Below are 12,920 nucleotides of genomic sequence, written 5' to 3'. Positions count from 1 at the left end.
TGCAAAAGGTGGGTTTGAAAGGATTGCCCCCTGTCTCTTTCAATGCAGCGCCAAGCGCAGTAAGCTGGTTGCCAACCTACTGAACCAGAATGAATAATGGATCTGATCGAGCCTGCTGTCCGGGTTTTTCTCGGCGTCTTTTTTCTGATGATTGGCCTGCAGTTTGCCGCCCGTACACTCGGCCTGTATTCGCGACTGGGCTTCTCACACATCAATTATGGCAAGACCGGGACGGCCACCTGGTGGCATCGTCATACCTTCAACCTGTTCCGGGCTGCGATCCTGCTGATGTGCCTGGCCAGGATCTGGGTTGATCTGGACGCGTGGCTGGGCGTTTTCCCCCTGCTGTACCACTGGCCGGTGTTACTGGCGGGCGCCGTTTTGCTCCTGGTTTCCTATACCTCGGTAAATTACCTGCAGGCTTACATGCATGAAGACTGGCGTTCCGGCATTGATGACCACCACGGCAGTGGGCATCTTCTGACCGATGGACCTTTTGGTCGCAGCCGGAACCCGCTGTTTCTGGCGGTGATGACGGGGCAGTTGGGGTTCTTTCTGGCGTTGCCCAGCGTGTTTTCGCTGGTGTGCCTGGTGACCGGCGTGCTGGTAATCATGCGCCAGGCCAGGGAGGAAGAGAAAGCCCTGGCCAAGCGTTTTGGTGAGCAATACGAGGCCTATTGCAAACGGGTGCCCCGCTGGTTCTGACTGTCGGGTTCAGGATGCTTTGTTCCGCGCTTCCTTGATCACGTCGTAAGCGTGGCTGATTTCACGGGTTCGTTCTTCCGCCATTTCCCGCATACTTTCCGGCAAGCCGCGTCCGGCGAGTTTGTCCGGGTGGTTTTCACTCATCAGTTTGCGGTAAGCGCGCTTGATCTCGGCGTCTGAGGCCTCTGGCGAGACGCCAAGAACCTTGTAGGCATCATCGATCTGCTGGCTGCTGGAATAATTGCGGGTACCGCCCGCCTGGCCGGCATGGGCGCCACGCAGCATAGCTTCAAGCTGGTCGACCTGACTTTCCGGCAGCCCCAGCCCACGGGCGATACGAACCAGCATTTCGTGCTCGGCCGGATGCACCTGCCCGTCTGCGGCAACCGCAGACACCTGTACCTGCAGAAACATCTGCAACAGTACCGGCTGGCGGCCGGAAGCCTGCATGAAGCGCTGGAGTTCGGCGTCCAGGTCGAAGTCCGATGCTTTACCACGGTTGAACGCTTCCTTGGCCATGGCTTTCTGGGATTCGTTCAGGCGAAAGCGAACGAACATGGCCTCTGCCATCTGAATCTCATCCCGTGAGACCACACCATCGGCCTTGCACAGGGCGCCCATCACCGCGAACACGGATTCAATGAAACCGGCCTGCAGCCCCTGAAGCTTGCCCAGCAGTCGGCTTTTCATGCGCTGGAACAGGAACGCACCAATGGCTGCGCCAACCAGAAAGCCGGGGAATCGACCAAAGGCATAACCGATCAGACCGCCAAAAATGATTGCGAACAGCATTCTCTATCCTTCGTTGAGTAAACAGTCCTGAGAATATACGTGTTTTTGGTCAGGGCTTCATGAACAGGCTTTCATCCACGGCATCAATCTGCTCGGCCTTCAGGTGCTGGGCGCCGTAGCGCCGATAGGTTCCGGAGCGTACGAAGAGCAGGAATACGTCCCGGTCTATATGGCCCTGTCTGGTCATTTTATCCATGATGTTCAGCGCTTCAGACAGTGTCTTGCCCTGCTTGTAAGGGCGATCCACGGCGGTCAGCGCCTCGAAGATGTCAGCCACGGCCATGATTTTCTCGGGAATGCTCATGTCCTCACCGCTCAGGCCGAAGGGGTAGCCCTTGCCGTCCATACGCTCGTGGTGGGTGCCGGCCAGCCGGGGCACACGGGCCAGACGGTCTGGCAGGGGCAGGGCATCCAGCATGCAGATGGTCTGCACGATGTGTTCGTTGATACGGAAGCGCTCTTCTTCCGTCAGGGTGCCGTACTGGATGGTCAGATTGTGGAGTTCTCCCCGGTTGTAGGCATACTCAGGCAGCTTCATGTCAAAGCCCCAGAGATTGCGCGGGTCGTCCCGCTGGACCGGAGGCACCCGGTCGCCCCAGGTGCGAATATGCCAGGGTTTGTCTGCCAGCAGTGGCTCGGTGGCGGGCAGTGCCGCTTCCGGAGAACCCGCCAGGGCTTGCTGCTCATCCCCGGAGAGGCCCAGTCGGTCACTGAAATGGCGTTGCCAGGTCTGGGCTCCGATCTGGCGAATGCGCACTACATCCTCGTCCGACATGGACTCACTGCCCACATTGGCGTTTGCCAGGAAGCCAAAGTCAGCCTGCAATTGTGCCTGGGCCTCATCTCTGGAACGGGCAGCCTCGGTCGGGTCTTCTCCATTCAGGCAGGCTTGAAGGTAACGGATCTCGGCATCCCGGTGCAGGATTTCAAAGCGGGTCCGGATTTCGTGGATGCGGTTGTAGATGGTTTCCAGCTTTACGGCTTTGTCGACCACATATTCCGGACTGGTGATCTTGCCGCAGTCGTGCAACCAGGCCGCCAGGTGAAATTCGTAACGTTCGTCTTCGTTCATGCGGAAATGGGCAAAAGGCCCTTCCGATGCCTGCTCTGCCACCTCCGTGATCATCTGGGCGAGCTTGGGCACCCGCTCGCAATGGCCGCCGGTGTAGGGCGACTTGGCATCAATGGCGCTGGCCACCAGGCGGATAAACCCATCGAGCAGGGCCTGCTGGCTTTCGATCAGTTCACGGGTTTCGATGGCAACGGCGGCGGAGCCGGCAATTTCATCCACGAAAACAATCAGGTCATCACTGAGATGGGTGTGGTCGCCCACTTCCATCTCGATGATCAATGCACCAATGAGTTTCTTGCGTCGATTACGCAGGATGGCAAACACCGGGTGGCCGGATATGTGGTTTCTGAGCTGTCGAATGATCTCGTTATCGTCTGCCGCCTGGTTGATGGCTGGCAGGCTGGCGGGCAGTTCAAGTCCGCGGTTAACAGCCAGGTCGAGCTTATGTTCATGGCTGCTGTACAGGTAAATCGCGCCCCGTTCCTGGCTGACGATGGCGATGATCTGATCAAGAATGTCGCGTAACAACTGGTTCAGATCCTGGCCCCGGTTGAGCACCGTGGCGATGTTCTGGAAGCTTCGGATGGTGCGGGCCATGTCATCCAGGGCAATGCTGAGTTCCGAGGCTTCCCGGATATGGGACTCCGAGCGGATTGGCGTGTCAAAGCGGAAGCGGGAGAGGCTGCTGACCCGGTCGGTCAGGCGTTCAAGGGGTTTGCCCACCTGGCGCCCCATAAACCAGCCAAGTATCAACAGCAGAAGCGCTATGGCGCCGGCGATCGCGGTCTGGCGGGCAAGGGCAGCCCAGACATCGGCCAGCAGTTCATCCGAGGGAATGGCGACAACTACGGAGAGTGCTTCATCGGGCAGGGTTCCAAGTTGCTCGGCCATGCCATACCAGTCACGGCCCTGCTGATGAAAGCGGCGGATTTCCCGGTTGGTGCCCGGCTCAAGCACCTGGCGGATCACGGCATCGGGTTCGGTGTTACCGTCGGCGTCTGCAAGGAGTTCCCCGGAAGCGCTGACAATGGCCAGCCGGCTTCCTGCGGTCTGTTTCAGCTCCGCCAGTTGCGAGCCCAGGTCGGTCACGGTGACATCAACACCCAGCACGGTACCCGGGATACTGGCGGCCCTCTGAGACAGGGTCAGCCCGGTTTCCTGGGTGGTGAAAAACACATAAGGCGCTGATAGCTGGAGCGAATCTCCGGCCCTGGCTGCCTGATACCAGGGGCGCTGGCGGGGATCATAGTCGTAATCCGGCAGCGAGCGGCGTTCGAGCAGTTCCAGGTCGCTGTTATAGAATTGCCAGATGCCCTTGCGCAGGTTGCCCTGGTATTCCAGGCTTTGCAGCAGATAGCGACTGGTTGCGGGGGCGTCCGGAAACTGGAGTGAGCCCGAACTGCGAATCTTACGGAACAGGAAAAAATCGCCATTGTCATAGCCTGCGTATACCGCACTGACAATATCGCTGCTGGTGAGCACATCGGCAATCACCGGCAGGCGTTGCCGTCGTTGCTCAAGGGTAGAACTCCGGGTGAGTGGGTCGTGCCGCAACAAGGCCAGCGCCGTAGCCGGCGGTTGGGTAATGGCATTGATACGATCGTCCACGCTTAGAGCCAGCTGTCGGGCAGTGGCGGCGGCAGCGGTGACCTTGGCCTGTTCCATGCCCCGATAACTCTGGGCCACCAGTGTTATGGCCAGTATCAGCATTCCCAGGGTGATGGCAGACGCAATCAGGAATGCCAGTGATACCCGGGCGGTCTGTTTGTTGTGTGGCGGTTTTGTCTGTCTCACAGCGTCGGGATCCAGCGACGGATGAAGGGTTCTCTAAGTGTAGACGCTCTGCGGGCGTTATTCTGATTTCAGAAGATAAACGGGTGGCTTATGACGCCAGATCTGTTTTCCGGGTTGAATGATCAACCGACAGTGGAAGCCTTTGACGAGGGCGTGGTTGTGCTACGGCGTCATGCCGTGAAGCACCAGCAGGCCTTGATGCGAGATATAGATCAGGTGACGCGTCACGCGCCGTTCCGCCATATGAAAACGCCGGGTGGCCATCAGATGTCGGCCGCCATGACCTGTTGCGGCCCCCTGGGATGGGTGACCGACGAGACAGGGTATCGCTACCAGCCCCAGGATCCGTTATCCGGGCTTCTGTGGCCGGCCATGCCCGAAAGCTTTCTCTCCTTGGCCCGCACTGCAGCACAGGAGGCGGGGTTTCCCGGTTTCGATCCGGATGCCTGCCTGATCAATCGCTACCAGCCAGGGGCCAAAATGGGTTTGCATCAGGATAAGGATGAAAAAGACTTTTTCTGGCCCATTGTGTCGGTGTCCCTGGGCTTGCCCATTGTGTTTCAGTTTGGCGGGCTCAAGCGCAGTGACCGCCCCGCGCGTATTCTGCTGGAACATGGTGATGTGGTGGTCTGGGGCGGCCCGGCCCGTTTGCGTTACCACGGCGTCCTGACTCTGAAAGCCGGTGAACACCCGGTGACCGGCTCGGCCCGCTACAATCTGACCTTTCGTAAGGCTGGCTGATACCTTATTGCAGCCAGGCCACCAACAGGCCTGCGGCCAGAGATAACACCATCGGGCCAGCCACCAGCAGACCGGTTTGTCGGTTGCCGATACTCCAGGCGATGCCCGATTTCACCAGATTATTCACCGCTGCCGCGATGACAATCCCCAGCACGGCTGCATCCATGCCCAGGCCATCGTTGGACATCCGGGTAAGAGACAGGGTGATGGCATCGACATCCGCCACGCCAGAGGTGGCGGCCAGGGCGTAAATGCCGACATCGCCAAAGGCATTCTTGAGGAATTCCCCCAGTAACAGAATGGCGGTCAGCAAGAAACCGAACACCAGTGCGGAAGAGAGATCCAGCGGGTTCTGGTTCATGGTGGGCTGGCTCACCTGCAGTTGCCGGGCGTTGCGGCGCCAAATGATCAGCGCGGGCACGTAGAGGAGGGCGGTCATCATGGCGACCGGCCAGATCAGGCTGGGTAGCAGTGCCTTGTTGATGACCAGGCAATAAACCAGAATCCGGGGGAACATGGTGCCGCAGGCAATCAGGATGCCGGCAGCAAACTGCGGGCTGAAGTCGGGATTTTTCGCCGATTGCCGGGCGAAGTGCAGGCTCAGGGCGGTAGATGAACTCAGCCCGGCAAACAGGCTGGTGAACAGAATGCCTTTGCGGGCTCCGGCCACCCGGATGGCAAAGTAACCGACAAATGAGATGGAGGCGATCATCACCACCATCCACCAGATTTCCCGGGGGTTGAGCACGCCACCCGGGCCCATGGCCTCGTTTGGCAGCAGAGGCAGCATCACCACCGAGATCAAAAGCAGTTTAAGGGCAGCGTCCAGTTCGCTGGCCTGAAGCTTGTGCACCCAGCCGTGGATTTCTTCCTTGTTGTCCAGAATGATGGCGGTGACCACCGCAGCAGCGGTGGCGATCACCGGATCCACCGCCACGGCAACAGCGCCGAAACAGAAGGTCAGCAACATGCCGACCATGCCGGTAATGCTGAAATTGCGGATGTGTTCCAGGCGCTCGCTGTAGGCCACCAGCCCCATGGCCACTACACTGAGTAGCAATACCGGAAAGGCCCAGGGGGTAATCTGCTCCGACAATACGGCGGCAATACCGCCCAACAGCCCGACCAGTGAGAAGGTGCGGATACCGGCAATGCGTTCCCCGGATTTCTGCTCCCGGGCATCCCAGCCCCGCTCCAGGCCAATGATGGCCCCGAGCAGCAAGGCCACGGCCAGATTGATGGTGGTCTGGTTGGCGTTTAGGAACTGGCTTGCTACATCATCCATGTACTTGTCACCACAAAGATTATTTAAACGCATTCTAGGCAATTAGCGGCCCCGGCGGCACCCCCGGTCTGTCTGGATAGCCAGTCTGGCCATACTTTCAGGACGGTTTCTGGTACCCTTCGCGGCCCCGATCTGATATCCCCAGGAATTGAAAGCGACACCCCTGACCATGACAAACGCACTCAAGCAGAACTGGTTTTCGAACATCCGTGGCGACTTACTCGCCGGAACCGTGGTTGCGCTGGCACTGATTCCGGAGGCGATTGCCTTCTCTATCATTGCCGGGGTTGACCCGAAAGTGGGCTTGTATGCCTCCTTCTGTATTGCCGTGATTATTGCCTTTGTCGGTGGCCGCCCGGGAATGATCTCGGCGGCCACCGGCGCCATGGCGCTGCTGATGGTGACGCTGGTGAAAGAGCATGGGCTGCAATACCTGCTGGCGGCAACCCTGCTGACCGGTGTGATCCAGATTGCCGCCGGCTACCTGAAACTGGGCGGCTTGATGCGGTTTGTATCCCGTTCAGTGGTGACCGGTTTCGTGAACGCTCTGGCCATCCTGATTTTTATGGCCCAGTTGCCGGAACTCACCAATGTGACCTGGCATGTCTACGCCATGACCGCCGCTGGTCTGGCTATTATCTATCTCTTCCCGCTGATACCCACTGTGGGCAAGTTGATTCCGTCTCCGCTGGTTTGCATCGTCGGTTTGACCATTGTCTCCATGGTTATGGGGCTGGATATTCGTACCGTAGGTGATATGGGTGAATTGCCGGATACCTTGCCGATTTTTCTGTGGCCAGACGTACCGCTGACGCTGGAAACCCTGATGATCATCCTGCCTTATTCACTCGGTCTTGCCGTGGTAGGGCTGCTGGAATCCTTGATGACGGCGACGATTGTCGATGATCTTACGGACACTACCAGCGACCGTAACCGCGAGTGCAAGGGCCAGGGCATTGCCAATATCGGTTCCGGCTTGCTGGGCGGCATGGCCGGCTGCGCGATGATCGGTCAGTCCATCATCAACGTGAAATCCGGTGGTCGCACACGTTTATCCACGCTCACGGCCGGTGTCTTTCTGCTGATTCTGGTGTTGGTGCTCGACAAGTGGCTGGTGCAGATTCCGATGGCCGCCCTGGTGGCCGTGATGATTATGGTCTCCATCGGTACCTTTAGCTGGGATTCCATCCGTAATCTCAGGGAGCACCCATTGTCCACCAATATCGTGATGCTGGTTACGGTCATTGTGGTAGTCGCCACCCACAACCTGGCTTTCGGCGTGCTGGCCGGTGTGCTGCTGGCGGCCCTGTTCTTCGCCAACAAGGTTGGCCATTACATGCTGGTGACCTCCGAGCTGGACGAGGCAACGGATACCCGTCGCTATACCGTGGTGGGCCAGGTGTTTTTCAGTTCCTCGGAAAAATTCCTGGAATCCTTTGACTTCAAGGAAGCGGTGGACAATGTTGTGATAGACCTCAGCCGCGCGCACTTCTGGGACATTACCGCCGTTGGCGCGCTGGACAAGGCAGTGATCAAGTTCCGCCGTGAGGGTGCGGATGTGGAAGTGATTGGCCTCAATGAGGCCAGTGCCACCATCGTTGACCGCTTCGGGGTGCACGACAAGCCCGACGCCGTTGACCAGCTGATGGGGCACTGATATGACTCAGACCAAAGAAAACTCTGACATTCGCAGCAATAATAACAGCCAGAATCAGGCGCAAGGCGAGGCAGCTATGACGGCAGACAAGTTGAGAATTGTGGCGTGTATTGACGGTTCCCGGGCCGCCCCTGCAGTGTGCGATTTTGCCGCCTGGGCCAGCCGCCACATGGACACGCCGCTGATGCTGCTGCATGTTCTGGATGAAGAACGGTATCCGGCCGAACCGGATCTGGCTGGCAGCATCGGCCTTGGCAGCCGCGAGCAATTGCTGGATGAGCTGGCGGAGCTGGACCGTAAGCGTTCCAAGCTTGCCCTGGAGCATGGCCACCACATGCTGGACGAAGCGGAGGCCAGGGTAAAAACTGCGGGTATTGGCGAGACGGTCAAGCGCCAGCGCCATGACAACCTGGCCGAGGCTCTGACCGCGCTGGAAAAAGAAACCCGGCTATTTGTGATGGGGTTGCACGGTGAAAGCAGTTCCGATCGCGATGTGCACATCGGTAGCCAGCTTGAGACCGTGATCCGTAGTGTGCATCGTCCGATTCTACTGGTGCCAGATGAATACAGCGAGCCGAAAAGTGCCATGGTGGCCTTTGATGGTTCCGCGACCGCCTTCAAGGGCATTGAGATGATTGCGGCCAGCCCGGTGTTACGGGGCATGCCTTTGCACCTGGTGATGGTTGGAGCCGACACGGCCGATCGTTGGGAACAACTGAAAAAAGCGGAAAAAATGCTGGAAGGCCTCGGTGTTGAGATCACGCTGGCTATCCGCGCTGGCGATGTGGAGCCCACGCTGCACGCCTATCAGGAAGAGCACAGCGTCGACATTCTGGTGATGGGCGCTTACGGCCACTCGCGAATCCGCCAGTTTCTGGTGGGCAGTACAACAACCACCATGCTGAAAACCGCGCACAAGCCGCTGGTTATTCTCAGATAAGGAGCAACCATTGCTCACAGGCAGCCGAGAGGGGAAGCCGATGATCAGAAGGTTATTGCCCCTGATATCCCTGGTTGTCCTTGCTGGCTGTGCAGGAGGGATCAAGCCGATGGAACACGGGCCGGCAATACCGGTCGCCTCGGAGCCAGACGCTTTTCTGCAGTCGCAGAGCCAGGAGCGGGTCGGCGCCGGGCTGCCGGCGGTAAAACTGCTGAACACTGGCGAGGATGCCTTCCTGGCCAGGGCCGCACTGATCGAGACCGCCAGCCAGCGCATCGACGCCCAGTATTACATCTGGAACGACGATGACAGCGGCCGCTACCTGGCCAGCCGGTTGGTTGCGGCTGCGGATCGCGGAGTGGTGATTCGCCTGCTGCTGGACGATATAAACGTCGCTGGCAAGGAATCCCTGTTCGCCCTGCTGGATGCCCATGCCAATATCCGCGTGCGTATTTTCAACCCATCCCGGTCCCGGGATGGCTTTGGCCGCTGGCTCTCATTTATCACTGACTTTGATCGCATCAACCGGCGCATGCACAACAAAACCTTTGTGGTGGATGGTCTTGTGGGTATTGCCGGGGGCAGGAACATCGGGGATGAGTATTTCGATCAGCATCCGACACTGAACTTCCGGGATCGCGATGTTCTGGTGCTGGGGCCATTGGCGGGGGATATGACCGCCAATTTCGAGGCCTACTGGGACAGTCCCTGGACCCTGCCGCTGGCAGAGCTTTATTCGAAGCCTCAGCAGCCGCAATCGAAACTCAGCGCCCTGATCGAGTCCGCCGCATCCAGGCATTACCAGATCGAGCCACCTGGAGACCGGGAAACAGCAAGGGGCTATCTGGAGACCTTGTTTGCCAATACCGTGTCTGCACCCGCCGAACTGATGTTCGATCCGCCTCCAGAAGATCCGGATGCACCGGCAGAGGCTCCCCAGAGAACCGCACAAGCACTGTATGATCTGGTAGAGGATGCTCGCTCCGAGATTCTGATTGAATCGGCGTATCTGATCCTCACCGACAACCAGCTGAAAGCGGTTGACGGAATTGGCAACGGTCGCCTGGAGGTCGCTGCACTGACCAACTCCCTCGCGACGAATGATCTGGTGACCAATCATTCGGGTTATGCCCGCTGGCGCCGGGCGATGCTGCAGCAGGGTATTGAGCTGCACGAATTGCGACCGGATGCCCCTGCCTGCCAACGTTGGGTGGCCGCCAGTGCGGCCTGTGACGGCGGTGAGGTAAGCCTTCATTCCAAAGCGGTGGTGTTTGATCGGGAAACCCTGTTTATCGGTTCTTTTAACGTGAATCTGCGTTCCATTTATCTAAATGGCGAGACGGTGCTGGTGATCAAAAGTCAGGAGCTCGCCGGTGCCGTGGCGGACGATATCCGTTACGCCATGGAGCCCCGGAACAGCTGGCGGGTTGAACTGAACGGCCAGGATGAACTGGTATGGCGGTCAGAGGGGCAGGAGGTGCAGCACGAGCCGGAGGTGGGTTTCTGGCGCCGGGCCATGTCGCGGATGCTGTCGTGGTTGCCTATCGAGAAGTACCTGTAGCGGGGCTCAGGCCTCGTTGCCGGCAGCCACACCGGACGCCCAGGCCCACTGGAAATTGTGACCACCCAGGTGTCCGGTCACGTCCACCACTTCGCCAATAAAAAACAGATTCGGCCGGTCCAGAACCGCCATGGTTTTGGAGGAGAGCTGGCGCGTATCGACCCCGCCCAGGGTTACTTCCGCGGTTCGGTAGCCTTCGGTGCCGGCCGGTTTCACCGTCCAGTTGCCCAGGGTGTCGGCAATCTGCTCGATGTCCTGATTGCTGCAGCCTTGCAGAGGGCCCTGCCAGCCCTGAAGTTCATTAAATGCCTGGGCAAAACGTTTGGGCAGATGCTGGTTGAGATACTGCGCCAGAGTGGATTGCGGCTTTTGCTTTCGAAGTGCCAGCAGGTCCTCCTGAATTGGCTGGCCGGGTAACAGGTTGATGTGCACCTCATCACCCGGCCGCCAGTAGCTGGACACCTGTAACATGGCCGGGCCACTCAGCCCCCGGTGCGTCATCAGCATGGGCTCACGGAAGTGCTGGTTATGGCAGTGGACATCGACCGGACAACTGACCCCCGAGAGTGGCGCCAGTTGCTGTTTCAGCTCCGGTTGCAGGGTAAAGGGCACCAGCCCGGCCCGGGTCGGCAGGACGTTCAACCCGAATTTTCTGGCGAGCTCATAACCGAATCCGGTCGCGCCCATGGTGGGAATGGACAGGCCGCCGCAGGCAACCACCAGAGATTCGCAGCTCAGCACGCCGCTGCCGGTCACAACCTGATAGCCATCGTTCACCTCCCGTACCTTCTGAATCTGGGTCTTCAGCCGGATCTCCGCGCCCGCCCATTCACATTCGGTCAGCAGGACATTGAGGACGTCTTTGGCGCTGTTCCGGCAAAACAACTGACCGGCCGCTTTCTCCTCGTACTCGACGCCGTGGCGATCCACCAGTTCGAGGAAATCCTGGGGCGTGTAACGCTTTAACGCTGAGATACAGTAATGGGGATTGTCCGAGAGGAAATTGGCGGGTGTGCTGTTCAGATTGGTGAAATTACAGCGCCCGCCACCGGACATCAGAATCTTCTTGCCCGGTTTGTTGGCATGGTCCAGCACCAGCACACGCCGGCCCCGGTAGCCGGCGGTTGCCGCACACATCAGCCCTGCTGCGCCGGCGCCGATGATAATTACGTCATACGCTGAGGATGAACCTGCCATGAGACTGCTCGCCGTTGGTGAAAAACGCCGGGCAGTATACCAGCCTCACGGCAGCTGAACGGAGCCTTCCATGTAAAAGGCTGCCTGGCCAGCGATAGCCACCCGCTCGCCCCGGAGCTCGCAGCGCAGTTCGCCGCCGCGGGCAGAAACCTGGCGGGCCCTGAGTCCCGTTTTACAGAGCTTCTCAGCCCAGTAGGGCACCAACACACTGTGGATGGAGCCGGTCACGGGGTCCTCGTCGATACCGGCACCGGGAGCGAAATACCGGCTGACAAAATCGCAGTCCGTTCCCGGGGCGGTCACAATCAGGCCCTGGTTGCCCAGCTCGGCCAGCTTGCGGTTATCGGGGCTGGCGCTTCGCACTTCGTCTTCGGAGCCCAGCACCACCATGTAATTGGTGTCGTTGGGCACGTAGAAAGACTCGGCCGGCGCCCCGGGCATGGCCTCCAGAATCAGCGCCGGTGTTGGCCTGTGCTCGAAGGGCAGGTTCGGGAAATCCAGCTCCAGCCAGCCTTCTGCCCGGCGGGTAACGGCCAATGGGCCACTTTTGGAGTGAAAACGTACGGTGTCGGCCGGCCAGTTCAGCCGGTTGAACACCACCCATGCCGAAGCCAGTGTGGCATGGCCACACAGGGGGACTTCCACCGTGGGGGTGAACCAGCGGATATGAAAATCCGCCGGGTCTGACTCTGACAGCGGCACCAGAAACGCGGTCTCCGACAAGTTGTTCTCCAGCGCTATTGCCTGCATCCGGTCGTCTGGCAGCCATTGGTCGAGCGGCATAACGGCCGCCGGATTACCGCCGAACAGGGCGTTGGTAAAGGCATCAACCTGATAAATCGGTGTGGTGTTCATAGGCTCTCCCTGTTGGGGGTGGTCAGATAATGTCTGGCCCGCGAACGGGCAAAGCGCTGCAATTCCTGCTCACTGTAGCAGTGGACTTCCGGCAGCGGGCGGTTGCCGGTGAGAATCCAGTGGTTGTGGCCGGCCGGGACTACCCGGATGCCCTCCCGGGCCAGGCCTTGTATGGTTTTGAGGTGAAGACCGCTGCCTGTAGTAGCGTCTGCACCGGCAAGGTTGAACAGATCCTTCTGACTGGCTCTGGATCTTTCCGGTTGCTGATCAAAACGCTCGTGGGTTTTCTGTACCTGTGCCATGGTGAAACTCCTTCTTCAG

General features: G+C 59.1%; 11 protein-coding genes. 5 read left to right on the top strand and 6 right to left on the bottom strand.

The window, feature by feature from the left end; all coding sequences use genetic code 11:
• The first annotated feature begins 96 nt into the window (after positions 1 to 96).
• On the top strand, positions 97 to 705 hold the full coding sequence (locus Q669_RS01565; protein ID WP_011785579.1) for a methyltransferase family protein: 609 nt from the start codon (positions 97 to 99) through the stop codon (positions 703 to 705).
• Positions 706 to 714: 9 nt separating this feature from the next.
• Here Q669_RS01565 and djlA read toward each other — a convergent pair whose 3' ends face one another.
• Together djlA and Q669_RS01555 are read right to left on the bottom strand one after the other, a co-directional pair.
• Positions 715 to 1,497, bottom strand: a complete 783-nt coding sequence (gene djlA / locus Q669_RS01560) for a co-chaperone DjlA (RefSeq protein WP_011785578.1) — start codon at positions 1,495 to 1,497, stop codon at positions 715 to 717.
• Positions 1,498 to 1,546: 49 nt separating this feature from the next.
• The gene (locus tag Q669_RS01555; RefSeq protein WP_022990970.1) at positions 1,547 to 4,363 is read right to left on the bottom strand and encodes an HD domain-containing phosphohydrolase; all 2,817 of its coding nucleotides are present in this window, start codon (positions 4,361 to 4,363) and stop codon (positions 1,547 to 1,549) included.
• 90 nt (positions 4,364 to 4,453) lie between these two features.
• On the opposite strand from Q669_RS01555, the gene alkB reads away from it, so the two are divergent.
• A complete protein-coding gene (gene alkB, locus Q669_RS01550) occupies positions 4,454 to 5,104 on the top strand; it encodes a DNA oxidative demethylase AlkB (RefSeq protein ID WP_022990969.1) in 651 nt (216 codons plus the stop codon).
• A gap of 4 nt (positions 5,105 to 5,108) precedes the next feature.
• Here alkB and Q669_RS01545 read toward each other — a convergent pair whose 3' ends face one another.
• Entirely contained in the window at positions 5,109 to 6,389 is a 1,281-nt protein-coding gene (locus Q669_RS01545; RefSeq protein WP_022990968.1) for an MgtC/SapB family protein, read from the bottom strand.
• Between the two features lie 169 nt (positions 6,390 to 6,558).
• Between Q669_RS01545 and Q669_RS01540 the strand changes: the two genes are divergently transcribed.
• The 3 genes from Q669_RS01540 (at position 6,559) to Q669_RS01530 (ending at position 10,547) form a co-directional block, all read left to right on the top strand.
• Positions 6,559 to 8,046, top strand: a complete 1,488-nt coding sequence (locus tag Q669_RS01540; RefSeq protein WP_011785574.1) for a SulP family inorganic anion transporter — start codon at positions 6,559 to 6,561, stop codon at positions 8,044 to 8,046.
• Between the two features lies 1 nt (position 8,047).
• Entirely contained in the window at positions 8,048 to 8,986 is a 939-nt protein-coding gene (locus Q669_RS01535) for a universal stress protein (protein ID WP_011785573.1), read from the top strand.
• Between the two features lie 109 nt (positions 8,987 to 9,095).
• Positions 9,096 to 10,547, top strand: a complete 1,452-nt coding sequence (locus Q669_RS01530) for a phospholipase D family protein (RefSeq protein ID WP_022990967.1) — start codon at positions 9,096 to 9,098, stop codon at positions 10,545 to 10,547.
• 6 nt (positions 10,548 to 10,553) lie between these two features.
• Here the strand turns inward: Q669_RS01530 and Q669_RS01525 are convergent, their stop codons facing one another.
• From Q669_RS01525 to Q669_RS01515, 3 genes are read right to left on the bottom strand one after another with little or no spacing between them, the layout of a single operon-like run.
• A complete protein-coding gene (locus Q669_RS01525) occupies positions 10,554 to 11,744 on the bottom strand; it encodes an NAD(P)/FAD-dependent oxidoreductase (RefSeq protein ID WP_011785571.1) in 1,191 nt (396 codons plus the stop codon).
• Positions 11,745 to 11,789: 45 nt separating this feature from the next.
• Entirely contained in the window at positions 11,790 to 12,599 is an 810-nt protein-coding gene (locus tag Q669_RS01520; protein WP_011785570.1) for a PhzF family phenazine biosynthesis protein, read from the bottom strand.
• The gene (locus Q669_RS01515; protein WP_011785569.1) at positions 12,596 to 12,901 is read right to left on the bottom strand and encodes a hypothetical protein; all 306 of its coding nucleotides are present in this window, start codon (positions 12,899 to 12,901) and stop codon (positions 12,596 to 12,598) included. Before Q669_RS01515 ends, Q669_RS01520 begins: the two co-directional genes overlap by 4 nt.
• Positions 12,902 to 12,920 lie beyond the last annotated feature (19 nt).

This window comes from Marinobacter sp. C1S70 (genome assembly GCF_000475355.1).
GTDB lineage: Bacteria > Pseudomonadota > Gammaproteobacteria > Pseudomonadales > Oleiphilaceae > Marinobacter > Marinobacter nauticus.
The sequence above is the reverse complement of the archived record's forward strand: the minus strand, read 5'-3'. Positions and strand labels throughout refer to the sequence as shown.